21 protein-coding genes and 1 pseudogene are annotated in these 25,564 nt (G+C 62.5%); 5 read left to right on the top strand and 17 right to left on the bottom strand.

Annotated elements, in window-relative coordinates; genetic code table 11:
- Nucleotides 1–109 precede the first annotated feature (109 nt).
- The 4 genes from gltB to J1N02_RS15695 all read left to right on the top strand — a co-directional run bounded on the left by gltB (nt 110) and on the right by J1N02_RS15695 (nt 8,090).
- Complete coding sequence (gene gltB / locus J1N02_RS15680; RefSeq protein WP_027605001.1) at nt 110–4,555, top strand: glutamate synthase large subunit; 4,446 nt, start codon at nt 110–112, stop codon at nt 4,553–4,555.
- 32 nt (nt 4,556–4,587) lie between these two features.
- Complete coding sequence (locus tag J1N02_RS15685; RefSeq protein WP_027605000.1) at nt 4,588–6,006, top strand: FAD-dependent oxidoreductase; 1,419 nt, start codon at nt 4,588–4,590, stop codon at nt 6,004–6,006.
- Nucleotides 6,007–6,248: 242 nt separating this feature from the next.
- On the top strand, nt 6,249–7,316 hold the full coding sequence (gene hemE, locus J1N02_RS15690) for a uroporphyrinogen decarboxylase (RefSeq protein ID WP_027604999.1): 1,068 nt from the start codon (nt 6,249–6,251) through the stop codon (nt 7,314–7,316).
- A 195-nt stretch (nt 7,317–7,511) separates the two neighbouring features.
- Nucleotides 7,512–8,090, top strand: a complete 579-nt coding sequence (locus tag J1N02_RS15695) for a cytochrome b/b6 domain-containing protein (RefSeq protein WP_081744407.1) — start codon at nt 7,512–7,514, stop codon at nt 8,088–8,090.
- Here J1N02_RS15695 and J1N02_RS15700 read toward each other — a convergent pair.
- From J1N02_RS15700 to J1N02_RS15710, 3 genes are all read right to left on the bottom strand, one after another.
- Nucleotides 8,048–8,692 (bottom strand): retron system putative HNH endonuclease, encoded by a 645-nt coding sequence (locus J1N02_RS15700; RefSeq protein ID WP_081744406.1) that lies wholly within the window; start codon nt 8,690–8,692, stop codon nt 8,048–8,050. The genes J1N02_RS15695 and J1N02_RS15700 overlap by 43 nt on opposite strands.
- Nucleotides 8,689–9,954 carry an AAA family ATPase gene (locus J1N02_RS15705; RefSeq protein WP_027604997.1) on the bottom strand — a complete coding sequence of 422 codons (1,266 nt, stop codon included), beginning with the start codon at nt 9,952–9,954 and terminating at the stop codon, nt 8,689–8,691. The genes J1N02_RS15700 and J1N02_RS15705 overlap by 4 nt, the downstream gene beginning before the upstream one ends.
- 76 nt (nt 9,955–10,030) lie before the next feature.
- The gene (locus J1N02_RS15710; protein ID WP_371914546.1) at nt 10,031–11,260 is read right to left on the bottom strand and encodes an MFS transporter; all 1,230 of its coding nucleotides are present in this window, start codon (nt 11,258–11,260) and stop codon (nt 10,031–10,033) included.
- 172 nt (nt 11,261–11,432) lie between these two features.
- Between J1N02_RS15710 and J1N02_RS15715 the strand changes: the two genes are divergently transcribed.
- A complete protein-coding gene (locus tag J1N02_RS15715) occupies nt 11,433–12,326 on the top strand; it encodes a LysR substrate-binding domain-containing protein (protein WP_421147474.1) in 894 nt (297 codons plus the stop codon).
- A 64-nt stretch (nt 12,327–12,390) separates the two neighbouring features.
- Here J1N02_RS15715 and J1N02_RS15720 read toward each other — a convergent pair whose 3' ends face one another.
- From J1N02_RS15720 to J1N02_RS15785, 14 genes and pseudogenes are all read right to left on the bottom strand, one after another.
- The gene (locus J1N02_RS15720) at nt 12,391–12,837 is read right to left on the bottom strand and encodes a hypothetical protein (RefSeq protein WP_065946649.1); all 447 of its coding nucleotides are present in this window, start codon (nt 12,835–12,837) and stop codon (nt 12,391–12,393) included.
- Between the two features lie 26 nt (nt 12,838–12,863).
- A complete protein-coding gene (locus tag J1N02_RS15725; RefSeq protein WP_027604993.1) occupies nt 12,864–14,090 on the bottom strand; it encodes a beta-ketoacyl-ACP synthase in 1,227 nt (408 codons plus the stop codon).
- On the bottom strand, nt 14,090–14,818 hold the full coding sequence (gene fabG / locus J1N02_RS15730) for a 3-oxoacyl-ACP reductase FabG (protein WP_027604992.1): 729 nt from the start codon (nt 14,816–14,818) through the stop codon (nt 14,090–14,092). Before fabG ends, J1N02_RS15725 begins: the two co-directional genes overlap by 1 nt.
- Nucleotides 14,815–15,276: a 3-hydroxylacyl-ACP dehydratase gene (locus tag J1N02_RS15735; protein ID WP_421147475.1), complete on the bottom strand. Its 462-nt coding sequence runs from the start codon at nt 15,274–15,276 to the stop codon at nt 14,815–14,817. The genes fabG and J1N02_RS15735 overlap by 4 nt, the downstream gene beginning before the upstream one ends.
- Entirely contained in the window at nt 15,273–16,439 is a 1,167-nt protein-coding gene (locus tag J1N02_RS15740) for a beta-ketoacyl-[acyl-carrier-protein] synthase family protein (RefSeq protein ID WP_421147476.1), read from the bottom strand. The genes J1N02_RS15735 and J1N02_RS15740 overlap by 4 nt, the downstream gene beginning before the upstream one ends.
- Nucleotides 16,436–16,918, bottom strand: coding sequence for a hypothetical protein (locus J1N02_RS15745; protein ID WP_027604989.1), 483 nt, complete (start codon nt 16,916–16,918; stop codon nt 16,436–16,438). The genes J1N02_RS15740 and J1N02_RS15745 overlap by 4 nt, the downstream gene beginning before the upstream one ends.
- Complete coding sequence (locus J1N02_RS15750; RefSeq protein ID WP_421147477.1) at nt 16,915–17,649, bottom strand: class I SAM-dependent methyltransferase; 735 nt, start codon at nt 17,647–17,649, stop codon at nt 16,915–16,917. Before J1N02_RS15750 ends, J1N02_RS15745 begins: the two co-directional genes overlap by 4 nt.
- Complete coding sequence (locus tag J1N02_RS15755; protein ID WP_098480506.1) at nt 17,646–18,893, bottom strand: NAD(P)/FAD-dependent oxidoreductase; 1,248 nt, start codon at nt 18,891–18,893, stop codon at nt 17,646–17,648. Before J1N02_RS15755 ends, J1N02_RS15750 begins: the two co-directional genes overlap by 4 nt.
- A 33-nt stretch (nt 18,894–18,926) precedes the next feature.
- Complete coding sequence (locus tag J1N02_RS15760; protein ID WP_027604986.1) at nt 18,927–21,239, bottom strand: MMPL family transporter; 2,313 nt, start codon at nt 21,237–21,239, stop codon at nt 18,927–18,929.
- Nucleotides 21,229–21,819: an outer membrane lipoprotein carrier protein LolA gene (locus J1N02_RS15765; RefSeq protein ID WP_027604985.1), complete on the bottom strand. Its 591-nt coding sequence runs from the start codon at nt 21,817–21,819 to the stop codon at nt 21,229–21,231. The genes J1N02_RS15760 and J1N02_RS15765 overlap by 11 nt, the downstream gene beginning before the upstream one ends.
- Complete coding sequence (locus J1N02_RS15770; RefSeq protein WP_027604984.1) at nt 21,816–22,241, bottom strand: acyl-CoA thioesterase; 426 nt, start codon at nt 22,239–22,241, stop codon at nt 21,816–21,818. Before J1N02_RS15770 ends, J1N02_RS15765 begins: the two co-directional genes overlap by 4 nt.
- A pseudogene (locus tag J1N02_RS15775) lies at nt 22,234–23,775 on the bottom strand (HAL/PAL/TAL family ammonia-lyase). The gene J1N02_RS15770 and the pseudogene J1N02_RS15775 overlap by 8 nt, the downstream one beginning before the upstream one ends.
- On the bottom strand, nt 23,759–24,694 hold the full coding sequence (locus tag J1N02_RS15780) for a glycosyl transferase (protein ID WP_146476834.1): 936 nt from the start codon (nt 24,692–24,694) through the stop codon (nt 23,759–23,761). Before J1N02_RS15780 ends, J1N02_RS15775 begins: the two are co-directional and overlap by 17 nt.
- On the bottom strand, nt 24,691–25,425 hold the full coding sequence (locus J1N02_RS15785; protein ID WP_027604981.1) for a glycosyltransferase family 2 protein: 735 nt from the start codon (nt 25,423–25,425) through the stop codon (nt 24,691–24,693). The genes J1N02_RS15780 and J1N02_RS15785 overlap by 4 nt, the downstream gene beginning before the upstream one ends.
- Between the last annotated feature and the right edge of the window lie 139 nt (nt 25,426–25,564).

The raw sequence follows: 25,564 nt of genomic DNA on the forward strand, positions 1-25,564 counted from the left end.
CCTCCCTTTTGCCCCCGCTAAGCCGGCGTACGTTCGGCGTGGAAGGTAACCGGTTGAATTGAAAAGAAATTTGCCTCGATATAAGAGGCAGCCTGGTGAGAAAGTGTCTATGAAAGCAGGTCTGTACCAACCCGATGAATTCAAGGATAACTGCGGTTTCGGCCTGATAGCCCATATGCAGGGCGAGCCCAGTCATACCCTTTTGCAAACGGCCATCGAGGCCCTGACCTGCATGACCCACCGCGGTGGGATCAACGCCGATGGCAAGACCGGTGACGGTTGCGGCTTGCTGATTCAAAAGCCCGACCAGTTCCTGCGCGCGGTCGCCAAAGAGCATTTCGCGGTCGACCTGCCCAAGCAGTACGCCGTGGGCATGGTGTTTTTCAACCAGGACCCGGCCAAAGCCGAAGCCGCTCGCGAGAACATGAACCGCGAGATCGTCGCTGCCGGCCTGCAGCTGGTGGGCTGGCGCAAAGTGCCGATCGACACCAGCGTGCTCGGCCGCCTGGCCCTGGAGCGCCTGCCGCAGATCGAACAAGTGTTCATCGCAGGCGACGGCCTGAGCGACCAGGATATGGCGATCAAGCTGTTCACCTCCCGTCGTCGCTCGTCCGTGGCCAACGCCGCCGATGCCGACCACTACATCTGCAGTTTTTCCCACAAGACCATCATTTATAAAGGCCTGATGATGCCGGCGGACTTGACCGCCTTCTATCCAGACCTGAGCGATGAGCGCCTGCAAACCGCCATTTGCGTGTTCCACCAGCGCTTCTCCACCAACACCCTGCCGAAATGGCCGCTGGCCCAGCCATTCCGCTTCCTCGCCCACAACGGCGAGATCAACACCATCACCGGCAACCGCAACTGGGCCGTGGCCCGTCGCACCAAGTTCGCCAACGATTTGATGGACCTGGAAGAACTCGGCCCGCTGGTCAACCGTGTGGGTTCCGACTCCTCCAGTATGGACAACATGCTCGAACTGATGGTCACCGGCGGCATCGACCTGTTCCGTGGCGTGCGCATGATCATTCCGCCTGCGTGGCAGAACGTCGAGACCATGGACCCGGACCTGCGTGCATTCTACGAGTACAACTCGATGCACATGGAACCGTGGGACGGCCCGGCCGGCGTGGTCATGACCGACGGTCGCTACGCGGTGTGCCTGCTCGACCGTAACGGTCTGCGCCCGGCCCGCTGGGTCACGACCACTAACGGTTTCATCACCCTGGCCTCGGAAATCGGCGTGTGGGACTACAAGCCGGAAGACGTGATCGCCAAAGGCCGTGTAGGCCCTGGGCAGATCCTCGCCGTGGACACCGAAACCGGCCAGATCCTCGACACCGATGCCATCGACAATCGCTTGAAGTCCCGTCACCCGTACAAGCAATGGCTGCGCAAGAACGCCCTGCGCATCCAGGCGACCATGGAAGACAACGACCACGGTTCGGCGTTCTACGACATCGACCAGCTCAAGCAGTACATGAAGATGTACCAGGTCACGTTCGAAGAGCGCGACCAGGTGCTGCGCCCGCTCGGCGAGCAAGGCTACGAGGCGGTCGGCTCCATGGGCGATGACACGCCGATGGCCGTGCTGTCCCAGCGCGTGCGTACGCCGTACGACTATTTCCGCCAGCAGTTCGCCCAGGTGACCAACCCACCGATCGACCCGCTGCGCGAAGCCATCGTGATGTCCCTGGAAGTCTGCCTCGGTGCCGAGCGCAACATCTTCCAGGAGTCGCCTGAGCACGCCTCCCGCGTGATCCTCAGCTCGCCGGTCGTTTCCCCGGCCAAGTGGCGTTCGCTGATGACCCTGGAGCGCCCGGGTTTCGACCGCCAGATCATCGACCTGAACTACGACGAGAGCCTCGGCCTTGAAGCCGCTGTGCGCAACGTCGCCGACCAGGCCGAAGAAGCCGTGCGCGCCGGGCGTACCCAGATCGTGCTGACCGACCGTCATATCGCTCCGGGCAAGTTGCCGATCCACGCTTCGCTGGCCACCGGCGCGGTGCACCACCGCCTGACCGAAAAAGGCCTGCGCTGCGACTCCAACATCCTCGTGGAAACCGCCACCGCCCGCGACCCGCACCACTTTGCGGTGTTGATCGGCTTCGGCGCCTCGGCGGTGTACCCGTTCCTCGCTTATGAAGTGCTGGGTGACCTGATCCGTACCGGCGAAGTACTGGGCGACCTCTACGAGGTGTTCAAGAACTACCGCAAGGGCATCACCAAGGGCCTGCTGAAGATCCTGTCGAAGATGGGTATCTCCACCGTCACCTCCTACCGTGGCGCGCAGCTGTTCGAAGCCATCGGCCTGTCGGAAGAAGTTTGCGAGCTGAGCTTCCGTGGCGTGCCGAGCCGCATCAAGGGTGCGCGGTTCGTCGACATCGAAGCCGAACAGAAAGCCCTGGCCGCCGAAGCCTGGAGCGCGCGCAAGCCGATCCAGCAAGGTGGCCTGCTCAAGTTCGTGCACGGTGGCGAATACCACGCCTACAACCCGGACGTGGTGAGCACCCTGCAAGCCGCCGTGCAGCAGGGCGACTACGCCAAGTTCAAGGAATACACCGCGCTGGTGGATAACCGCCCGGTGTCGATGATCCGCGACCTGTTCAAGGTGAAGACCCTGGATACGCCGCTGGCCATCAGCGAAATCGAACCGCTGGAATCGATCCTCAAGCGCTTCGACTCTGCCGGTATTTCCCTCGGTGCCTTGTCCCCTGAGGCCCACGAAGCCCTGGCCGAAGCCATGAACCGCCTGGGCGCGCGTTCCAACTCCGGTGAAGGCGGTGAAGACCCGGCGCGCTACGGCACGATCAAGAGCTCGAAAATCAAGCAGGTTGCCACTGGCCGTTTCGGTGTGACCCCGGAATACCTGGTCAATGCCGAAGTGCTGCAGATCAAGGTGGCCCAGGGCGCCAAGCCCGGTGAGGGCGGCCAGCTGCCGGGCGGCAAGGTCAATGGCCTGATCGCCAAGCTGCGTTATGCGGTACCGGGCGTGACCCTGATCTCGCCCCCGCCGCACCACGACATCTACTCGATTGAAGATTTGTCGCAGCTGATTTTCGACCTGAAACAAGTCAACCCGCAGGCCCTGGTCTCGGTGAAACTGGTCGCAGAAGCGGGCGTCGGTACCATCGCCGCCGGCGTGGCCAAGGCCTATGCCGACCTGATCACCATCTCCGGCTACGACGGCGGCACCGGCGCATCGCCGCTGACCTCGATCAAGTACGCCGGCGCACCGTGGGAACTGGGCCTGGCGGAAACCCACCAGACCCTGCGCGGCAACGATCTGCGCGGCAAAGTGCGGGTGCAGACCGACGGTGGCCTGAAAACCGGCCTCGACGTGATCAAGGCCGCCATCCTCGGCGCCGAGAGCTTCGGCTTCGGCACCGCGCCGATGATCGCCCTGGGCTGCAAATACCTGCGCATCTGCCACCTGAACAACTGCGCCACCGGCGTCGCCACTCAGAACGAAAAGCTGCGCAAGGATCACTACATCGGCACCGTCGACATGGTGGTGAATTTCTTCACTTACGTCGCCGAAGAAACCCGTGAGTGGCTGGCCAAGCTGGGCGTGCGTTCCCTGGAAGAGCTGATCGGTCGCACCGACCTGCTGGACATCCTCGAAGGCCAGACCGCCAAGCAACAGCACCTGGACCTGACGCCGTTGTTGGGCAGCGATCACATCCCTGCAGACAAGCCACAATTCTGCCAGGTGGATCGCAACCCGCCGTTCGACAAAGGCCTGCTGGCCGAGAAAATGGTCGAGATGGCCGGTTCCTCGATCAACGACGCCATTGGTGGCGAATTCGCCCTGGATATCTGCAACTGCGACCGTTCCATCGGCGCACGCATCTCCGGCGAAATTGCGCGCAAGCACGGCAACCAGGGCATGGCCAAGGCGCCGATCACGTTCCGCTTCAAGGGCACTGCGGGCCAGAGCTTCGGCGTGTGGAACGCCGGCGGCCTGCACATGTACCTGGAAGGCGACGCCAACGACTACGTAGGCAAGGGCATGACCGGCGGCAAGCTGGTCATCGTTCCGCCCAAAGGCAGCGTCTACAAGACCCAGGACAGTGCCATCATCGGCAACACCTGCCTGTACGGCGCCACCGGTGGCAAGCTGTTCGCCGCCGGTACGGCCGGTGAGCGTTTCGCCGTGCGTAACTCCGGTGCCCACACCGTGGTGGAAGGCACGGGCGATCACTGCTGCGAGTACATGACCGGTGGCTTTGTCGCGGTACTGGGCAAGACCGGTTACAACTTCGGTTCGGGCATGACCGGCGGTTTCGCCTACGTGCTCGACCAGGACAACACCTTCGTCGACAAGGTCAACCACGAGTTGGTCGAGATCCAGCGGATCAGCGGCGAAGCCATGGAATCCTACCGGAACCACTTGCAGCACGTGCTGGACGAGTACGTCGAGGAGACCGGCAGCGAATGGGGGCGTAACCTCGCTGAAAACCTCGATGATTACCTGCGTCGTTTCTGGCTGGTCAAGCCCAAGGCTGCCAACCTGAAATCGTTGCTTTCCAGCATCCGTGCCAACCCGCAGTGATATGCGCCTGAAGAGTTTGATGAGGTTTTAACATGGCTGAACGTCTGAATAACGACTTCCAGTTCATCGATGTCGGGCGCAAAGATCCGAAGAAGAAACTGTTGCGTCAACGCAAGAAAGAGTTCGTGGAAATCTACGAACCCTTCAAACCCCAGCATTCGGCCGACCAGGCCCATCGCTGCCTGGGTTGCGGTAACCCGTATTGCGAATGGAAGTGCCCGGTGCACAACTTCATTCCCAACTGGCTCAAGCTGGTGGCCGAGGGCAACATCCTCGCCGCCGCCGAGCTGTCCCACCAGACCAACACCCTGCCGGAAGTCTGCGGCCGGGTGTGCCCGCAGGACCGCCTGTGCGAGGGTGCCTGCACCCTGAACGACGGTTTCGGCGCGGTGACCATCGGTTCGGTGGAGAAGTACATCACCGATACCGCGTTCGCCATGGGCTGGCGTCCGGACATGTCCAAGGTCAAGCCGACCGGCAAGCGTGTCGCGATCATCGGTGCGGGCCCGGCGGGCCTGGGCTGTGCCGACGTGCTGGTGCGCGGCGGCGTGACCCCGGTGGTGTTCGACAAGAACCCGGAAATCGGCGGCCTGCTGACCTTCGGCATCCCCGAGTTCAAGCTGGAAAAGACCGTGTTGAGCAATCGCCGCGAAGTCTTCACCGGCATGGGTATCGAGTTCCGCCTGAACACCGAAATCGGCAAAGACGTGACCATGGAGCAGCTGCTCGCCGAATACGATGCCGTGTTCATGGGCATGGGCACCTACACCTATATGAAGGGCGGCTTTGCCGGTGAGGACCTGCCGGGCGTTTACGACGCGTTGGACTTCCTGATCGCCAACGTCAACCGCAACCTGGGCTTTGAAAAGTCGCCGGAAGATTTCGTCGACATGAAAGGCAAGAAGGTCGTGGTCCTCGGCGGCGGCGACACCGCGATGGACTGCAACCGTACCTCGATCCGCCAGGGCGCCAAGTCGGTGACCTGTGCGTATCGTCGTGACGAAGCCAACATGCCCGGCTCGCGCAAAGAGGTGAAGAACGCCAAGGAAGAAGGCGTGAAGTTCCTCTATAACCGCCAGCCGATCGCCATCGTTGGCGAAGACCGCGTGGAGGGCGTGAAGGTGGTCGAGACCCGTCTCGGCGAACCGGACGCCCGTGGCCGTCGCAGCCCCGAGCCGATCCCGGGCTCCGAAGAGATCATTCCGGCCGACGCCGTGGTCATCGCCTTCGGTTTCCGTCCAAGCCCGGCACCGTGGTTCGAGCAGTTCGAGATCCAGACCGACAGCCAGGGCCGTGTCGTGGCCCCGGAACAAGGCCAGTACAAGCACCAGACCAGCAACCCGAAAATCTTCGCTGGTGGCGACATGGTGCGCGGGTCTGACCTGGTAGTGACCGCGATCTTCGAAGGCCGCAATGCCGCCGAAGGGATCCTGGACTACCTGCAAGTCTGACCCTGATCCCAGGTTGAAAGGGGATCAAAATGTGGGAGGGGCTTGCTGTGGTGAGCGGGCTTGTCCCGCGCCGGGCTGCGAAGCAGCCCCTTTGATCTGCGGTGAACCCGACGGGGGGCAAGCCCCCTCACCACAGCTAGCTACCGCGACAAATTGACCCGATAGACAAAAGGCACCGCTCTTGCCGTGCCTTTTGCGTCGCGCTCTGAGAAAATGCCCGCACTTTTTTTGCGGATGCCGACATGACTGCCCTCAAGAACGACCGTTTCCTTCGTGCCCTGCTCAAGCAACCCGTGGACGTCACCCCTGTGTGGATGATGCGCCAGGCCGGTCGCTACCTGCCGGAATACCGCGCCAGTCGCGCCCACGCTGGCGACTTCATGAGCCTGTGCATGAACCCGGAGTTCGCCTGCGAAGTCACGCTGCAGCCACTGGATCGCTACCCGCAACTGGATGCGGCCATCCTCTTCTCCGACATCCTCACCATCCCCGACGCCATGGGCCAAGGCCTGTACTTCGAGACCGGTGAAGGCCCGCGTTTCAAGAAAGTCATCAGCACCCTGGCCGATATCGAAGCCCTACCGATCCCCGACCCGCACAAAGACCTCGGCTACGTGATGGACGCCGTCAGCACCATCCGCCGCGAGCTGAACGGCCGCGTGCCGCTGATCGGCTTCTCCGGCAGCCCATGGACCCTGGCCACCTACATGGTCGAAGGCGGCTCGTCGAAAGACTTCCGCAAGACCAAGGCCATGCTCTACGACAACCCGCAAGCCATGCACCTGTTGCTGGACAAGCTGGCCCAGTCGGTCACCTCCTACCTCAACGGCCAGATCATGGCCGGTGCGCAAGCCGTGCAGATCTTCGATACCTGGGGTGGCAACCTGTCGGCGGCGGCGTACCAGGAATTCTCCCTGGCCTACATGCGCAAGATCGTCAGCGGCCTGATCCGTGAACACGAAGGCCGTAAAGTGCCGGTCATCCTGTTCACCAAGGGCGGTGGCCTGTGGCTTGAAAGCATCGCCGACGCTGGCGCGGATGCACTGGGCCTGGATTGGACCTGCGATATCGGCGAAGCCCGTCGTCGTGTCGGTGGCAAGGTCGCGCTGCAAGGCAACATGGACCCGACCGTGCTGTACGCCAAGCCGGAAGCGATCCGCACCGAAGTCGGCCGCATCCTGGCCAGCTACGGTACAGGCAGTGGCCACGTGTTCAACCTCGGCCATGGCATCACTCCGGAAGTGAACCCGGACCATGCGGGTGCCTTCCTGCAGGCCGTGCACGAGCTGTCAGCGCAATACCACCCGTAATACTCCCGCCTGAATCGGATCCCCCTTTGCCTGGCGAAGGGGGATTCGCTGCGTTTCAGCGTTCGTTAAGTCCTGCCTTGGTAATGTGGATGCTTTGGGATTTCTCCTACAGCCTCCGGTAACTTGCCTCGGTAAAAATCCTACCCGACTCTTCCTCTCGCCAGTGCATGGCGTTCATTGTCAGGTGATCTCAGGATGAACACTTCAGCGTATTCAACGAGCCAGAAACTGCTGCATTGGGTTTCGGCTGTCATTATTGTGTGGGCGTTATTGTCGGGTTTTTTCGTGGCGGTATTCAGCGTGCCCGCCTCGGTCAAGGCGTGGGTGGCGTTCTTCAACGTGTCGCTGACCACTGTCTATATTCCGGTGTTTGTCTTGCGGGTCTATTGTTCCTTTGCCCACGGCCTGGACTTTTCCGTCAAGCGAACACTGCAGGAATACCTGGCGTTGCTGGTTCACAAGGCCATGTACCTGGTGCTCGCCGTGGTGTTGGCGACCGGCGTGCTGATGATGGATCGCCCGATCAATATCTTTAACCTGCTCTCCATCGCCCCCCTCGACCACGACCCGGCCCGCATCGCCCTGTATACCCGTGTGCATGTGCTCTCGTGTGTGGGGTTGCTGCTGATGCTGGTCCTGCATATCGGCGCCGTAGTCATGCATGAGCGCCGGGGCAAGCGGGTGATGGCGCGGATGTCTTTTGAGAAGACATCCGGTGCTGTGCTCGGGGATCAGGGTGTCAGAATTTGTTCTGCAAATCGTGCAACCACATGATCGAAGGCTTGCTGATTACCGAGTTCTGTCGCGCGTAATGCAGTCGTAATGGTTTTGAAGTCCTCGTCAGTGGCCTGGGCAACAAATGCCGGATCGAATACGCGCTCTAAGGCATCTTGTCGGCGGTTGTTCAGATAGGCGATATCCAAGGCTAGGACTTCGATCATTTTTGTTGCTGGCGAGTCATTGGTATCTGTCGCTTGGATTTGCCCCGTCAATAGATAGCGGAAGCGCAGTTCACAACCGTCCTCGGTGGGCGAGATATGTTCAGCTTCATCAAACCAATTGCCTTTGACGTGCCCGCAATGCAAAGGCGAACCGGGCTTGGTTTCCCTGATGCAGGAGGCATGAAGGTTTTGGTATTCAAGCGCCAGCTCTTCGAAATGCTCCTGGGGACGGAAGTGTTCGATGTGGCTGGATGCAGCATCAATATCTCTGCCGCAGTAACAACAAAAGCCACCTTGTTCCAGCAATAAGCTGACATGCAGTTCACGTTTTTCGGGATTCTGCAGCGTAGAGTATGTGGGTACCCATTCGTCGTTGATTGAAGCTTTCCACTGACTAAAAGAAGCAGGTTCAGTTCCTTTGAACACTTGTTTCATTTTCCGAGTATCTCCTTGCGGCGAATCAGCGCTTGGGCACCAGCAAATTCGGGTAGGTCTGGCGCTAGTTTTTTAAGTGCTTGGAGCTGGGTTTTGGCCTTTTCCAGTTCGTTATCTTCGATGGTGCTGAATAGTTCGCTTAGAAGTACTTCTACTTTTGGCTCGCGCTCGGAGACACCCATGACTTCTTCAAGGATTCGGCTGGAGTCTAACCCATAAGTAACGCGGGGATGAGAGGGGGATTCATTAGTTAAGAGAATGACTTCTCCTGGCCTGAGACTACCAATAATTTGAGGCGAGTGACTGGCTGCGATGAATTGGATTTTAGGGAATAGTTTTTTCAAAGTCGAAGCTATTGTCCGCTGCCATCCAGGGTGCAAGTGGATGTCCAGTTCGTCGATTATGACAATTCCAGTTGTCTCTTCTAAAACTTTATTTTTTAAGTGTGGATTGAGTAGGCACATTCGCCGAGCTATGTCAGAAACCATTGCCAGCATGCCGCGCTGTCCATCGCTCAAACTGTTAAAAGTTAAGCTTCTATTGTTTTCGAAATGCACCAGTAAGCTGCGAATACCAAGGTCGTACTCAATCCCTTTTGCGTCAGGTAGAGCGTGGGTCAGCGCTGAATTTATCAGTTGGAGCTCGTCATTGAACTTGGGTGATGCTGTGGAACGAGACATTTTCTGAAGGCGTTCTAAGGTTTTTCCAATAAGCCAGCTTTCAAATGTTTCTAGATTTGCAGAGGCATCAAACCAGTCTTTGTAGGCGTCTAGTCTTGAGGGTTGTTGGCGTGCTGCGAATTCAACAGATATATCAGACGAATTCCATCGGCGGTCAGCTCGATAAAAAGCCATGAGCGGGAGATCAACAATGTTTTTTGATGATGGGTTGAGGATATCAATTGAACTGTTGAGTACTGGGATATCAAAGACCTTGAGTTGACCTTCACGTACCAACGATTCATTCCAAGCCGCGCGGCCGAAAGCGGAGCCGACAGCATCCAGTGTCACGGGATATATACGTTCAAACCTATAGCGACCCTCGAACTCTTGGATTTCGAACCTTGCATCTTGGTTTGATATCTGAAGAGCCGCTCCCCCCAATGACGATGAAAACGAATACAGGCTTGCCGCCACCGCCTGCAACAACGAAGTCTTACCGCTCCCATTCACCCCCACCACCAGGTTAAAACCCGGCTGAAAGTCAAAAGTGGCATCTTCGTAGCAACGAAAATTCTGAATATGAAGCTGGTCCAGGCGCATTCTGGCTTTCCTTTACCAAGACTGACGAATGCCGACAGTGTACCTTGGCTCGTCGGAACCGCCAGAGGTGCAGGTGTTACGCGCTTTTTGCGCTCCCCAACGGCGGCAACTTCGCCAGTTTCAACGCCACCAGCAACGCACCCATCAACAGCGCCACGATAAACGCGCCGATGCCGTTCCATCCGCCGAAGTGCCAGAAGAAGCCGCCCGCTGTCCCGGCGATGCTTGAGCCTACGTAATAGCAAAAAAGATACAGCGACGACGCCTGCCCCTTGGCTTTCACCGCGCGGCGCCCGATCCAACTGCTGGCCACCGAGTGGGCGCCAAAGAAGCCGAAGGTGAAGATCAGCATGCCCGGCACCACCAGCCACAGTGGGGTGAACAGGGTCAGGGCCATGCCGCCGAGCATCAGCACGATGGTGGCCCAGAGCACGCGGCGGCGGCCGAGGCGGTCGGCCAGGGAGCCGATTTTCGCCGAGCTGTAGATGCCCGAGAGGTACACCAGCGACAGCAGGCCCACCAAGGCCTGGCTCAGGCCATACGGGTCGGCCAGCAGGCGATAGCCGATGTAGTTGAACATCGTCACGAATGCGCCCATCAGCAGGAAGGCTTCAAGGAACAGCCACGGCAGGCCGGCATCCTTGAAATGCATGACGAAGCCATCCACCAGGCTGCGCGGCTTGAGGCTGCTGGCGCGGAAGTTGCGCGATTCGGGGAGGATCTTCCAGAACACCGTGGCGGCAATCAGCGCCAGGGCGCCGATGATCAGCATTGCGGTGTGCCAGCTGACGAAGTCGATCAGTACACCGATGATCAGGCGTCCGCTCATGCCCCCGATGGCGTTGCCGCCGATGTACAGGCCCATGGCCAGGCCAATGTGCTGGGGGTGGATTTCTTCGCTCAGGTACGTCATCGCCACGGCAGCCAGTCCGCTCAAGGACAGGCCCACCAGCGCACGCATCAGCAAAATCCCTTCCCAGGACGGCATCAGGCCGCTGGCGATGGTCGCCAGCGCGGCGCAAAACAACGCGGCGACCATCACCGGTTTGCGGCCCAGGGTGTCGGAAATCGGCCCGGTAATCAGCAAGCCCAGCGCCAGCATCGCCGTGGCCACTGAGAGGATCAGGCTGCTTTGTGCCGCATTGATCGAGAACTCGTGGGACAGCGCCGGCATCATCGGCTGTACGCAATACAGCAGGGCGAACGTGGCGAAGCCGCCGGAGAACAGCGCCAGCACCGTGCGCATGAACATCGGCGTGCCTTTTTCGATGTATGCGTCATTGAGCTGCGCCACCACCTCATCCAGGGCGGTGGGCGGGACGTCTTGGGCGAATGGAGCGACAGCAGATTTCACGGAGACCTCGGGGAGGAAAAGCCTGCCAGGACTGGCAATGCAAAAAAGAATATAGCTGGCTAATGATTCTTTCCAATATATTGTTCGACCCGTTTGATAGCTTTTACGACCTAATGAGGCTGGCATGGAACTACGTCACCTGCGGGACTTCATTGCCGTTGCCGAAGAACTGCACTTTGGCCGTGCCGCGCAGGTGCTGGGCATCTCGCAACCGCCATTGAGCCAGCAGATCCAGGCACTGGAGCAGGAGGTGGGCGCGCGCTTGTTTGAGCGTACCAATCGTCGGGTCGAACTGAGCGAGGCCGGGCGCTTGTTCCTGCACGAGGCGCGGTTGGTGCTGGCCCAGGTCGACAAGGCGGCGGACGTGGCCCGCCGTGCGCAGTTGGGGGAGCTGGGCGAGTTGAAGATCGGCTTCACCTCGTCGGCGCCGTTCAACTCCAGCATCCCGCAGGCGATCTTCGCGTTTCGCCAAGCCTTCCCGGCGGTGCACCTGAACCTGCAGGAAATGAGCAGCACCGAAGTGGCCGAATCGCTGGTGGATGAGTCGATCCAGGTTGGGCTGATGCGTCCGCTGCCGTTGCCGGACTCATTGAGTGTGATTGAGCTGATGCGCGAACCGCTGGTTGCCGTATTAAACGCTGACCACCCCTTAGTGGAGGGCAGTGAGCGTGGCCTGCACCTTGCGCAACTGGCGGAGGAACCCTTTGTATTTTTCCCTCGCACCTACGGCAGTGGCCTGTACGCCCAACTGCTCAACCTGGCCCGTGATGCCGGCTTCAGCCCGCACTTCGCCCAGGAAGCGGGGGAGGCGATGACCATCATCGGGTTGGTGGCGGCGGGCTTGGGCGTGTCGGTGCTGCCGGCGTCGTACCAACGGATACGCATCGATGGCGTGGTCTATCGCACCTTGTTGGATCAGGAGGCGGTGACGGCGGTATGGCTGGTGCAGCGCAAAGGCGCACAAACGCCGATGGCGCAGGCGTTTGTGGAGTTGTTGACGCGCAAGGCGGTGCAATAACTCACCGCCAACGGGCTCTCTGTGGCAAGCCCGCTCGCCACAGAGGATGTGCCCGGCCTTGGTTTTACTTCGACGTTCCCGTCTGCTCGAACAACTGCGCTGCCGACCCTGCCTCACCACTCACGCCATTGCTGCGCAGTCCCGCCATGATGTCGCTGTCCAGGTTGTTCACCCAACGGTTGTAGTTGCGATGGATCTTGCCGTCCTTGTAGCCCAGTTGGCGGCTGTCGCGGTAGGTGATGGCGTAGCTGTTGCGGGTGTAGCGGATGTCGATGGCCGCGTAGTACTGGTTGCGCACGATGATTTCGGCCTGTACCAGTTGCGGGCTCAGGCGTTGCACTGTCCAATCGCGTTTTTGCAGGGCGTTGACGATCACCTTTTTCATCTTTTCTTCGCTGACCTGGGCGTCGGCCGGCAGGTCGTGCTGGGTGTTGAGGACCGGCTTGCTGGTGCAGCCGGCGGTGACCAGCAGAGCCAGGGTGATCAGGGTGACGCGTAGCAAGGAAGACATTCCGTATTCTCCAATCGATTAAAAAGTCAGGACCAGCGGCGGAAGATCAACGAAGTATTGACGCCGCCAAAGGCAAAGTTGTTGTTCATCACGTAGTCGTGGTGCATCTCGCGGAATTCACCCTGCAGGTAATCCAGCTCGCCGCATTGCGGGTCGACGGAGTCCAGGTTGAAGGTGTGCACGTATTGGTCGCGGTTCATCATCTCGATGCTGAACCACGATTCCAGCGCACCGCAGGCGCCCAAGGTGTGGCCGAGGAAGCTTTTCTGCGAGCTGATGGGCATGCGGCTGCCGAACAGGCTGCTGGTAGCCTGGGTCTCGGCGATATCGCCCTGGTCGGTGGCGGTGCCGTGGCCGTTGACGTAGCCGATGGCGGCCGGCTCCAGGCCCGCATCTTCCAGGGCCAGCTCCATGGCGCGGCGCATGGTTTTCTGTTCCGGGCGCGTGGTGTGCTGGCCGTCGGCATTGCTGCCGAAACCGACGATCTCGGCATGGATATGCGCCCCCCGCGCCAGTGCGTGTTCCAGCTCTTCGAGCACCAGCATGCCGCCGCCTTCGCCGATCACCAAGCCATCGCGGCCGCTGTCGTAGGGACGTGGACTGGTCTGCGGCGCATCGTTCTTCAGGCTGGTGGCATACAGCGCGTCGAACACCATGGCTTCGGTGGGGCACAGCTCCTCGGCGCCGCCGGCGAGCATCAACGGCAGGCGGCCGAACTTGATCGCTTCATAGGCATAGCCGATGCCCTGGCTGCCGCTGGTACACGCGCTGGACGTGGGGATCAGCCGCCCGGTGAGGCCAAAGAAGATGCTGATATTCGCCGCTGTGGTGTGGGGCATCATGCGCACGTAGGAGTTGGCGTTCAGCCCCTCGGCCACCGAGTTCAGCAACATATTGCCGAAGGCCTTGATCTCATCGGTACTGCCGGTGGACGAGCCACAGGCCACGCCCATGCGCCCGTCCTTGATCGACTCGTCACCGAGCAAGCCCGCGTCCTGCAACGCCTGCTCCGCCGCCCACACCGCCAGGCGCGAGACGCGGCCCATGCTGCGCAGCTGCTTGCGCGTCCAATGGGCGGGCACGACGAAATCATCGACCGGCCCGGCCAGGCGCGTGTTCAACTCGGTAAAACGCTCCCACTCGTCCATGCGTCGGATGCCGCTGCGGTTGGCGCGGAAGTTGGCGGCGATGGTGTCCCAGTCGCTGCCCAGGGAGGTCACGCCGGCCATGCCGGTGACGACGACGCGTTTCATCAGCACAGGCCTCCATTCACGGCCAGGACCTGGCGCGTGATATAGCCGGCTTCGGCCGACATCAGGAAATTCACCGCACCGGCGACTTCTTCCGGGGTGCCCATGCGTTGCGCCGGGATCATCTTCATCAGTTCTTCCACCGGTACGTTTTCATCCAGCATGGCGGTGTCGATCAAACCGGGGGCGACGCAGTTGACGGTGATCCTGCGCTTGCCCAGTTCGATGGCGAGGGCCTTGGCCGCACCGATCAGGCCGGCCTTGGAGGCGCTGTAGTTGACCTGGCCACGGTTGCCGATCAACCCGGAGACCGAGGTGATGCACACGATACGCCCGGCTGCGCGACGACGAATCATCGGCATCATCACCGGGTGCAGCACGTTGTAGAAACCATCCAGGTTGGTGCGCATCACCACGTCCCAATCGTCTTCCGACAGGGCCGGGAAGGCACCGTCGCGGGTCAGGCCGGCGTTGAGCACCACGCCGTAATAAGCACCGTGTTGCTCAACATCGGCTTCAAGGATCTGCTTGCACGCGGCGCGGTCCGCCACATCGAATTGCAGCACCCGCGCCTGGCGGCCCAAGGCCTCGATCTCGACCTGTACCGCGCAGGCTTCGGCGTGACCGCTGCGGCAATGCAGCACGATGTCATGCCCGGCCTGGGCCAGGCGCAGGGCAATGGCGCGGCCGATGCCACGGCTGGAGCCGGTGACCAGTACGGGTTCAGTCATGGCGTTTCGTCCTTCGATTCATCTAAATAGTTGGCCGCCTGGGGCGGTCGAAATACATTCAGGCGCGCACTGGCCTGGATACCGCTACCGGTGAGGTGGCATTCGAACACACCCATGCCGTTGTCGTCTTCCAGGGAACGCAGGCCGTGGATGTTCAACTCGGCGCCGGCCCGGAAGTGTTCCACGTTGCACTCGAACTTGCGTGTGCCGAGCAGGAAGCCCAGTTCCACCGCTTCACCCTTTTGACGGGCGCGGCAGCCGGCGTAGGCGGCGACGCTCTGCGCCATCAACTCGATGCCGACCCAGGCCGGCAGGCTGCCGTCAGGGCGGTTGAACAGGCCGCCGGGCTTGACGGTGAGGCGGGTGTGAATCTGCTCTTCATCGAACGACAGCACCTGGTCGATCAGGATCATGTCGCCGGCGTGGGGCAGCAGTTCGGCGAGTGGCCAATCGGTCATGGGGCCTCTCCGATTATCAGGCTGACATTGTTGCCGCCGAAGGCAAACGAGTTGCTCATCAGGCAGCGTTTTTCCAAGGTGTCCCCCGCCTGCGCCCATTGCAGGGCGGGCAGCGCGGGGTCGGCCTGGCCGTCCCACACATGGGGCGGCACCCGGCCATGGGCCAGGCTCAGCCAGCAGAACGCGGCTTCCAGCGCGCCGGCCGCGCCCAGGGTGTGGCCGCTCATGGGTTTGGTCGACGAGCAGACCACGCCGTCGGGGAACAGGCTGGCGACGGCCAGGCTTTCCATGGCGTCGTTGTGTTGGGTGGCGGTGCCGTGCAGGTTCAGGTAGCCGATCTGCCCGGGCTGCACGTTCGCACTGGCCAGGGCCTTGCGCATCGCCTGCAACGCGCCTTTGCCGGCGGGTTCCGGCGCGGAGATATGGTGCGCATCGCAACTCGCACCGCTGCCGAGCAGGGCGATCGCCGCAGGCGTTTTAGTCATCAGGAACAGCACCGCCGCTTCGCCGATATTGATGCCGTTGCGGTTCACCGAAAACGGGTTGCAGCGTTCGTTGGACACCGCTTCCAACGCGTCGAACCCATTGAGGGTCAGCTTGCACAGGCTGTCGACGCCGCCGCAGAGCACCGCGTCGCACACTCCCAGGTCGAGCAGGCGTTGTGCGCTCATCAAGGCCCGGGCGCTGGAGGTGCAGGCGGTGGAAATCACATAGGCCGGGCCGCTCAGTTGCAGCCAGTCGGCGAGAAAATTCGCCGGGGCGCTGAGTTCCTGTTGCTGGTAGTCGTAGTCGCTGGGGAAGTGCTGATCGCGCAGGTACTGGGCGATACCGCGGCTGGCTTCGTCGATGCCCGAGGTGCTGGTGCCGAGCACCACCCCGACCCGCGAGGCGCCATAGCGGTGGATCGCCTGGCGGATCTCGCCCTCGATCTGCAGCGCCGCCTCCAGCAGCAGTTGGTTATTGCGGCTGCTTTGCTGGCCGAGTTCCACCGGGATGGTCACCAGCTCGCCGTGCACACTGCCTACCGGCAGCGTGCGCTCCGGCACCCAGCCGCTTTCGGCACGCATTCCCGAGCAGTCGCCGGCAAACAGGCTGCGACTGACGGCGGCCTGGCCACGGCCAAGGGCGCAAATCACGCCGAGGGCATTGAGGTAGGCGCTCATCGGGCGGCACCGAGTGGCGTGATGCGGTAGCTCAAGGGCTGGTCGCTCATGTTCACACTGAAGACTTCTGACGATTGGTAGACGATCTGCCAATGGCCCGGCAGGGTCCGCGTGAGGTCCATCGCCTGGGCGCCGGGGTAGAGCGCGCGTACGTCATCGGCCGAGGCCAAGGCAAACAACAGTGCGGCAAACAGCTCGCGCGCCTGGGGATTGGGCGGCAACAGACCGTCGGCCTGCCACTGGCCATCGATCAGTTTTTGCCGGGCCTGGGGAATGCCCAGGGGGTCCATCATCGACCAGCGGATTGCGCCGCCTTCGCGTTGGATCACCAGCAGCCAGTCCTGGCTCTGGCCGTCCGCCAGGCGCTGCACATGCAGCTGTAGCGGCAAGGCCAGGGCCGGGGTTTTTTCAGGCAGCGGCGCCTGGCTGGCGCAGGCGCTCAGCAGCAACAGGCAACCGATCAACAGGCTGCGCATCATGGTGTGGCGCTCGCCAGGGGTTTGCGCGCCACGCAGTTGACCAGGGTTTCCTCACGCTGGCCCACCGGCGGCGGGGTAAGCAGGCCCCAGCGCTCCAGCAGGCCGAAGTCGCGGGAACGGCTCCACCACAGGTAGGGGTACGAAACGTTCTGCGGGCCGAACTCAAAGCCCTGCTCGCGGAGCATCTGCAGGTACTCTTCGGCGCTTTTCTGCACATGCATGGGATGGCGGAACAACCAGCGAATGACCCAGGTGTCGATATAGGCTTCGGTGGATTCGGCAAACAGCAAGTAACCGCCCGGCTTGAGCACCCGGTAGAACTCCTTGAGTGCGCGATGCTGTTCAACCAGGTGATGGAAGGTCTGGTGGCAGAACAGGATGTCGACGCTGGCGTCCGGCACATCGAGGGTGGCGCAGTCGCTGCCGATCAATTCGATGGCCAGGCCCTGGCGCGCGGCTTCGGCCTTGCTCAGCTCCAGGCTGTGGGGGTCGGCATCCAGGCCGATCAGGCGCGCGGGGGCAAACACCTGTTGCAAGTACTGGAATGACTTGCCCTGGCCGCAACCGGCGTCCAGCAGCACCGGCGCCTCGGGCAACGGGTCGGTGAACAGGCTGCGCAGGTCGTTGATTGCCACGCGCAATACATGGTGCTGCCAGGTATGGCTGCGCAGGAACCAGAAGCCGAAGCGGGTTTCTTCGACGTAGTTTTTACTCAGGTATTGAGACGTCATACCGGTTCACTCGCACAAATTTCCGACAACATCCGCAAACGTCGCTTGGGCTCGCTGACAAACGGGTTGCGTTCGTCCCACGCGTAACCTGCGAGGATCGAACTGATCATCCGGCGAATGTCCGGTGAGCTGCCGGGGTGGAAAATCACATCCTGGAAGGTGCCTGCATACCAGCCCTCGACGTAGCAGCGGAAGGTGTCGACACCGCGCTTGAGCGGCTCGGCAAACTCGGTTTGCCAGTCCACGGTCTCGCCTTTGAGCTGACGATGCAGCACGCCGGCGGCCATGCTCGCCGAGCGCATGGCGATGGTCACGCCGGAGGAGAACACCGGGTCGAGGAATTCCGCCGCATTGCCCAGCAGCGCAAAGCCGGGGCCGTGCAGGGTTTTGACGTTGGCCGAGTAGCCGCCGATGGTGCGCGCCGGTGTGTCCCATACGGCGTTGTCCAGCACGCCGGACAAGCTCGGGGTTTCGTCGATAAAACCGCGCAGGCAGGCGTCGAGGTCCGCATCGCGCGCGTCGAAATGCGCCTTGGCCGCGACCACACCCACCGAGCAGCGACCGTTGCTGAACGGGATGGTCCAGAACCAGATATCGCGCTTCGTAGGGTGCGTGGTGACCAGGATCTTGGTGCGGTCGAAGCCTGGGTGTTCGATGCGGTCTTCAACGTGGGTGAACACCGCCTGGCGCAGCGGGAAATTCGACGGCGCCTCCAGGTCGAGCAGGCGCGGCAGCACGCGGCCGTAGCCGCTGGCATCGAGCACGAACTTGGCCTTGATGTGGTACTCGCTGCCGTTCTCGCGGCGCACATGCAGGTAGCGGCACTCACCGGAGAAATCCACGCCGACGATGGTTTCGCCGTAGCGGATGTCGACGCCTTGCTGGGCGGCCTGATCGGCCAGCAACTTGTCGAACTCGCCGCGCTGCACCTGGAAGGTAGTGGGCTTGCCGTTGCTGAAGGTGTCACCGAAATCGAACGCGCTGTAACGCTCGCCCCAGGCAAACGCGGCACCGGTTTTTACCTGGAATCCCGCCGCCTGCACGGCGTCGAGCATGCCGGCCTCTTCGATGAAATCGATGCAGTGCGACAGCAGGCTTTCTCCGATCGAGAAGCGCGGGAAATGCTGGCGCTCGATGATCAATACATCATGCCCTTTGCGTTTGAGCAGTGCGGCGGCAATCGCGCCGGATGGCCCGGCACCAATCACCACCACCTGGCGACGTTCCATTTCAACTATGGGCACGAGGGCTCCTTGCCGCTTTGGCGATAACTACATTCATGAGGCGTGTTTCCGTTGGCCGGCCCAGGGGGCCAGCATAAAGCTGAATGCCAGGCCCAGGCTGACCGACAGGCCGAAATTACTCACTGCCGGGGTACTGGACACCGCCAGCAGGCCGAACGACAACCAGGTCGTCAGCGCTGCCAGCAGCGTCCCTAAAAGGCTGACAGCGGGGCCGCCGATCTGTTCGCGCATCAAAATCGCATAGTCGACACTGATGGCCGTGACCAGCAGCAACCCGAACAGGCTGAACAGGGTCAGCGGCTGGCCCAGCCAACCCAGGCTGGCCAGGCTGCACAGTGCAGCCAGCAACGGCAGGGCGACGATGCGCAAGGCCCCGCCGAAACCGAACGGCAGGATCAGTAACAGCACGATCAGCACGCACGACATCAACTTCAATTCGGCGGCGCTGATCTGCGTGTCGGCGAATACACGGTTCAAATCCCCGAGACGATCCACCAACTGCACGCCGGGCAGGTCCACGGCCTGCACCCGCAGCAGCGCCGGGTTGTTCAAGCCCTGCAGGCTGACCATGGCCGCCACGCCGCCGTCCACCGGGCCCAGCCACAGCGTGCGCCAGGGTTCGGCCAAGGGGCCCACCAGCGCAGCGTCGATGTCTTCGGTGGGCAGCGCTTGCAGTTGCGCGACTTCGGCGTGCAGGGCGCCGGCGGGCACGCCGAGGTCCAGCAGCGGCTGCCAATGCTGTGGGAGTGTGCTCAGGGCATCGCGCAGTTGCTGCTGTTCGGCGGGCAGGCTGACCAGTTGGTTGAGCGCCAGGTAACCCTGGAGCTTGTCCATATTCACCAGTTGGTCCAGGCGTTGGCCCAGGGCGGCTTGCCGCTCCAGCAACTGCGGCTGGTTGTCGGCCCGTATCAGGAAAAACTGGCTGGTGGGCTGGAAACCGGTAATGCGCGCCACGGCCTGTGCCTCTTGCAGCAGTTGCGGCGGCGCACCGATCCACTGGCGGATATCGTTTTTGCTGTCCAGCTGCCAAAGGCCGCCGGCGCAGAACAGCAGCACCCACACCAGCAGCACCGGACTGGGCACACGCTTGAGCAAGGTGGCCCGCACCCGCCACAGGCATTCGGCGACGCGCAGCGGCCATTGGGCCGGGCGCAGTTCGACACCCTTGAGCAGTGCCGGCAGCAGGCACACCGCTGACAGGTAGGCGCCGACCAGGCCCGCGGCGGAGAACACCGCGATTTGCGTCAAGGCCGGGAAGGGTGTCCAGGCCAGCGCCAGGTAGCCGATGCAGCTGGTGGCCAGGCTCAGGCTCAGCCCTGGCAGCGTCAGGCGCAATGCCGGCCAACTGCGCCAGGGGTTCATGCTCCAGCTTTTCGACAGGTAGTGCAGCGGGTAATCCACCGCGACGCCGATCAGGCTGGAGCCGAGCACCAGGGTCATCACATGCATATGGCCGAACAGCGCCACGCAAGCGACGGCACCAAACAGCATGCCCACCAGCACCGGTACAAACGCCAGCAGCACTCGCCAGCGGCGGAACGCCAGCAACAGCAGCAGCAGAATGCCGACGGTGGCGCCGCCGCCGACCCAGGTGATTTCCCGCGTGGCCTGCTGCTGGCCATTGGCGGCGTAAAGCAAACCGCTGGCGGCGAGCAATTGCGCGCCGTGTTCGCCGGCCTGCGTGCGGCTGGCCTGGAGCAGATCCGCCACCTGCAGCGGCAGTTTCATGTCGAAGGCATTGCCGGTGGTGCGCGCCCGCAGCAGCACCCAGCTCTTGCCGTCGGCATCGGCGATCAAGGCGCCGCTGCCGATGTCCAGTTGCACCGAGCCGCGTTGCGGCTGGCTGTTCTGGATGCGCCCGGTCAGGCCCAGCCAGTCGTCCTGGCTCGGCACCAGGCTGAAGCCGGTGAAGGGGTCGAACAGCGACTGCACCCGTTGCTGGATGAACGCGTCCGGGTGGTCGATCAGTTGTTCGCGGTCCTTGGTCGAGAGCATCGCCAGCCGCCCGCGCAGCAACTGTTCACGCAGTGCCGGCAGGTCGGCTTGCAGGTTCCATTGGACCTTCTCGAACAAGCCGCTGGCCTGCCAGCGCTCGCCCAATTGCTGGGCGACGGCCACCGCTTGCTGGCGATCGGCGTGCCCCACCAACACCAGCATTTCGCGGTTGAGCGGCTCCTGCATGCGCTGTTCGGCTTGCAGTTCCAGGGCGTCCGGCGTACTGCCCGGCACCAGCTCCATCAGGTTGGCCGACAGCGGTGCACCATCGCGCCACTGCCAGCCGGCCAGGGCCAGCACGGCCACCAGCAGGATCAGGAACAGGCGGGGCAGCAGGCGCTCACTGGGCAAAATCGTGTTGCTCCGCGTCGCTCAATGGCTGGCCGGCGCTGCTGTCCTGCATGCGCAGCACGGTGCTGTCGCCCTGGGTTTCCAGCAGTTCGATCTTCTGCACCAGTTCACCGCCGTCGATATTGATCTGGGTGAATACCTGCTTGAGCAGCAGTGAACGCGGGATCAGCGTGAGCTTCCATTGCCGGGCTTCGCCTTGCAGTTGCAGCTCGAAGTCGCGCTGCAAGCCGCTGCTGTCGCCCTGGAGCACGGCGAGGAACAGACGGTTCTGTTCGGCGCCGGCGCTCTTGTTCGGCAGCAGTTGCCAGCCGTTGGCGTCACGCCGGGCAATGCCTTGGGCGCTGATGCGGTAGTCCTGTTGCAGCGGGGTTTTCAGCAGCCACAGCAGGCCGTGGTCCTTGGCCAGGACGAAGGTGCCCTTGCTGACCAACGGCTGCGGCAGCGCACGCAGGTGTTTTTCCTGGATAAAGCTGCCGTGGATCACAGAGGGTTTGGCCAACTGGTCGCTGAGTTGTTGCAGGTCGAAGGCCTGGGCTTGAAGCGACAGCAGCAACGCGCCGAGGAAGGTGATCAGTTTCATGACAAGGCCCTGTCGACGGCGTCGGTGAATACTTTGGGGGACGCCAGCTGCATCTCGCGAGTGGCGATGTCCACCGCCACCTGCACAGTGCTGGCGCGGGTCAGGCGCTCGCCGCTGGCCAGGTCGGTGATCAGGTAATTGACCTTCAAGCGGTTCTCCCACTCCACCAGGCTGGCGCGCACGTTGATCGTCTGGCCGAACACCGCACCGCGCACATAGCGCAGTTGCATGTCGATCACCGGCCAGGCGTAGCCGGCTTCGAGCATCGCCGTGTAGTTATGGCCGATCTTGTCCAGCAGCGCGCAGCGTGCGACTTCCAGGTACTTCACGTAATGCCCGTGCCAGACGACGTGCATGGTGTCGACGTCAAAAAACGGCACCAGGATTTCGGTGTCGCTGTGCAATACGCCAGGGCTACGCATGCAGCCTCCAGTGTTGCTCGGCGATGCGTTGCAGGCACAGGCGCAGTTCGCCTTCGAGAGCACGGTCTTCGATGACCGGCGGGAAGTCCTGGGCCAGCTCTGCATGCATGGCCGCCAGCGCCGGCGGCAACGGGCGTGCGTCGTCGGCCTGGGCGCGCAGCCACACACCCTGGTTGGCGGCGAGCAGGGTGGCGGCGGCGACCTGTTCGGTCAGCTCCAGCACGCGGATCGCATCGCGGGCGGCGATGGTGCCCATGCTCACCTTGTCCTGGTTGTGGCACTCGGTGGAGCGCGAGAACACGCTGGCCGGCATGGTGTTTTTCAGTGCTTCGGCGGTCCAGGCGCTGGTGCCGATCTGCACCGCCTTGAAACCGTGGTTGATCATCGCGCGGTCCGCCGGTGCGCCGGACAGGTTGCTCGGCAGGCCGTGGTTGTAGCGCACGTCCACCAGCAGGGCGAGCTGGCGGTCAAGCAGGTCGGCGACGTTGGCCACCAGGGTCTTGAGGCTGTCCATGGCAAAGGCGATATGCCCGCCGTAGAAGTGCCCGCCATGCAGCACGCGTTCTTCTTCGGCGTCGATGATCGGGTTGTCGTTGGCGCTGTTCAGCTCGATCTCGATAAACGAACGCAGCCAGTTCAGGCTGTCCGCGAGCACGCCGAGGACGTGGGGCGCGCAGCGCAGCGAGTAGCGATCCTGCAGGCGATGCAGCGGCGCGGTCGGCGCGTCGATCGCCAGATCCTTGCGTAGCCAGGCGGCGACTTGCATCTGCCCCGGATGTGGCTTGGCGGCGAACAGGCGCTCGTCGAAGTGTTCCGGGTTGCCTTGCAGCGCCACCACGTTCAGCGCGGTGATACGGGTGGCCAGTTGCAGCAGGTAATCGGCGCGGGCGAAGGCCAGGCAAGCGATGCCGGTCATCACCGCGGTGCCGTTCATCAGGGCCAGGGCTTCCTTGGGGCGCAGTACCAGCGGCTCCCAGCCGAGTTCGCGGTGCACGTCGGCCGCCTGGCGACGCTCGCCACGGAACAGCACTTCGCGTTCGCCGGACAGGGTCGCGGCCACGTAGGACAGCGGGGTCAGGTCACCGCTGGCGCCCACCGAGCCTTCTTCCGGGATCAGCGGCAGCACGTCGTGTTCGAGGAACCCATGCAGGCGCTCCAGCAGTTCCACGCGCACCCCGGAGACACCGTGGCACAGCGACTGCAAGCGCGCCGCCAGCACCGCACGGGTGGCCTGGGCGTCGAGCAACTTGCCCAGGCCGCAACCGTGGAAGGTATACAGGTGACGGGGCAGGGCCTCCACGTGTTGCAACGGCACCGCGACCACTCAGGAGTCACCGTAGCCGGTGGTCACGCCGTAGATCACGCCTTCCTTGTCCAGCAGCGAGTCGAGGAACTGTGCGCCCTTGGCGATGCGCTGGCGATACGCGGGATCGCCTTGCAGCTGGGTAGGCACCTGACGGTTGGCCAGGGCCAGCACGTCTTCGATGCGCAGGGGGCGTTCGCCAAAGGTTACCGGCTCAAGATGCGTCGTCATCGGTCTTCCAGAAAGGGTAAAAGTTGAACCATTGTTGGGGCGCTTCCAGGCAGAACTGGCCCAGGCGTGCGGCGTAGCGCGCGGTCCACAGGGCGATGACCTGCTCGCGGGTGCTGCGTTTCCATTCGATCAATTGCGCGAAGGGCTCGATGGTCAGGCGATAGCGGCCCTGGTGTTTCAGGCACATCAGCAGGTTGACCGGGCATTTCAGCAGGCCCGCCAGCAGCCACGGGCCTTGGGGGAACGCGGCGTCATGGCCGAGGAAATCCACGCGCACCGTGCGCCCGCCATGCAAGGGCACGCGGTCGCCGGCAATCGCCAGCCACTCGCCGTCGTCCAGGCGCTGGCTGAGCAGCAGCATGGTGGCCGGGTCCAGCTCGCTGACCTGGATCAGGCGCAAGTGGGTGGCACCAGCTTCGCCCAGCAGACGGTTGAAGCGTTCGGCGTGCTTGGTGTGCACCAGCACGTTCATGGTGACCTGTTCGCCGATTTCCGCCAGCGCGCGGCACACTTCGAGGTTGCCCAGGTGGGCGCCCACCAGCATCTGCCCGCGCCCGGCGCGCAGTTGCCCGCGCAGTTTCGCCGGGTCGTTGATCTCGATCTGCTCCAGGCGCAGCTTGCCGTTCCACACGTCGAGTTTGTCGAGCAGGGCATCGGCGAAGGCCATGAACTGGGCAAAGACTCTGCGCTGGCTGGGGCGCAGTTCATCGCGCCCGCTCCAGTCGGCCAGGCGCTGCTGGTATTGCCAGGCGCTCTGGCGCGCGGTGCGGCCGAACAGGAAGAAGTACAGCACGATGCCGTACAGCACCGGGCTCAGCAGGCGGCGGCCGAGGACCTTGGCGGCGAGGGCGGTGAATTTCATCAGCCAGTAGCTGCCGCGTTCTTCGCGGTCGGCCCAGTGCTTGGTGCTGTCGCTCATGCCTGCCACCGTCGCCACAGGATCAGCGGCGCACGCACCAACATGCCGAAGAACAGGCGGGTGTGCATGGCACTGATGCGTACGTTGTCGCGGAACAGGCGGAAGTGCGACAGGCCGTCGGCGGGGTAATGCACCTGGGTCGGCAGCCAGCGCATCGGCTGGTTGCGCCAGGCAAGGCGCACCAGGATGTCGGAGTCGAAGTCCATGTGCGTGCCGATATAGGCCGAGTCCATCAGCGCCAGCACCGGTGCCAGCGGGTACACGCGAAAGCCGCACATCGAGTCGCGGATCTGCAGTGACAGGGTGTTGATCCACACCCACACATGGGTCAGGTAACGCGCATACAAACGGCCCTTGGGCACGCTTTCGTCGTATTCGGGGTAGCCGCAGATGATTGCGTGGGGCTGCCTGCGGGACGCGTCGATAAACGTTTCGACTTCACGCAGGTCGTGCTGGCCGTCGGCATCGACCTGCAACGCGTGGCTGAAGCCCAGGCGCGCCGCTTCGCGAAAGCCCGCCATCACTGCGCCGCCCTTGCCCTGATTGGTCGGCAGGGTCAGCAGGGTGACATTGTCCAGCCGCGCCAGTTGCGCCAGCACCGCTGCGCAGGCCGGGCTGCTGCCATCGTCCACCAACAGGCACGGCAGGCCACTGTTCAACAGGCTGTGGACCACGGCGGGCACGGCGGCTTCGTGGTTGTAGACCGGGATCAGGGCGCAGGGGTTATGCATGGTATCCCTCACCGTCTGGTAAATAACCTGTGGCGAGCGGGCTTGTTGTAGTGAACCGGCTTGTCGTGGCGAGCGGGCTTGTTGTGGTGAGCGGGCTTGCCCCGCGTTGGGCCGCGGAGCGGCCCCAGTAAGGTAACCG

Origin of the sequence: Pseudomonas sp. NFX5 (assembly GCF_049132125.1) — a bacterium.
GTDB lineage: Bacteria > Pseudomonadota > Gammaproteobacteria > Pseudomonadales > Pseudomonadaceae > Aquipseudomonas > Aquipseudomonas marginalis.

Coding starts and splice junctions, on each gene's coding strand:
- J1N02_RS15735 (WP_421147475.1), bottom strand. CDS start 15,276: ATGACCGATTGGCCACTCGCCGAACTGCTGCCCCACGCCGGCGACATG.
- J1N02_RS15695 (WP_081744407.1), top strand. CDS start 7,512: ATGAACACTTCAGCGTATTCAACGAGCCAGAAACTGCTGCATTGGGTT.
- fabG (WP_027604992.1), bottom strand. CDS start 14,818: ATGACTGAACCCGTACTGGTCACCGGCTCCAGCCGTGGCATCGGCCGC.
- J1N02_RS15785 (WP_027604981.1), bottom strand. CDS start 25,425: ATGCATAACCCCTGCGCCCTGATCCCGGTCTACAACCACGAAGCCGCC.
- J1N02_RS15685 (WP_027605000.1), top strand. CDS start 4,588: ATGGCTGAACGTCTGAATAACGACTTCCAGTTCATCGATGTCGGGCGC.
- J1N02_RS15750 (WP_421147477.1), bottom strand. CDS start 17,649: ATGACGTCTCAATACCTGAGTAAAAACTACGTCGAAGAAACCCGCTTC.
- J1N02_RS15705 (WP_027604997.1), bottom strand. CDS start 9,954: ATGCGCCTGGACCAGCTTCATATTCAGAATTTTCGTTGCTACGAAGAT.
- J1N02_RS15745 (WP_027604989.1), bottom strand. CDS start 16,918: ATGATGCGCAGCCTGTTGATCGGTTGCCTGTTGCTGCTGAGCGCCTGC.
- J1N02_RS15720 (WP_065946649.1), bottom strand. CDS start 12,837: ATGTCTTCCTTGCTACGCGTCACCCTGATCACCCTGGCTCTGCTGGTC.
- hemE (WP_027604999.1), top strand. CDS start 6,249: ATGACTGCCCTCAAGAACGACCGTTTCCTTCGTGCCCTGCTCAAGCAA.
- J1N02_RS15700 (WP_081744406.1), bottom strand. CDS start 8,692: ATGAAACAAGTGTTCAAAGGAACTGAACCTGCTTCTTTTAGTCAGTGG.
- J1N02_RS15740 (WP_421147476.1), bottom strand. CDS start 16,439: ATGAGCGCCTACCTCAATGCCCTCGGCGTGATTTGCGCCCTTGGCCGT.
- gltB (WP_027605001.1), top strand. CDS start 110: ATGAAAGCAGGTCTGTACCAACCCGATGAATTCAAGGATAACTGCGGT.
- J1N02_RS15765 (WP_027604985.1), bottom strand. CDS start 21,819: ATGAAACTGATCACCTTCCTCGGCGCGTTGCTGCTGTCGCTTCAAGCC.
- J1N02_RS15780 (WP_146476834.1), bottom strand. CDS start 24,694: ATGAGCGACAGCACCAAGCACTGGGCCGACCGCGAAGAACGCGGCAGC.
- J1N02_RS15725 (WP_027604993.1), bottom strand. CDS start 14,090: ATGAAACGCGTCGTCGTCACCGGCATGGCCGGCGTGACCTCCCTGGGC.
- J1N02_RS15770 (WP_027604984.1), bottom strand. CDS start 22,241: ATGCGTAGCCCTGGCGTATTGCACAGCGACACCGAAATCCTGGTGCCG.
- J1N02_RS15715 (WP_421147474.1), top strand. CDS start 11,433: ATGGAACTACGTCACCTGCGGGACTTCATTGCCGTTGCCGAAGAACTG.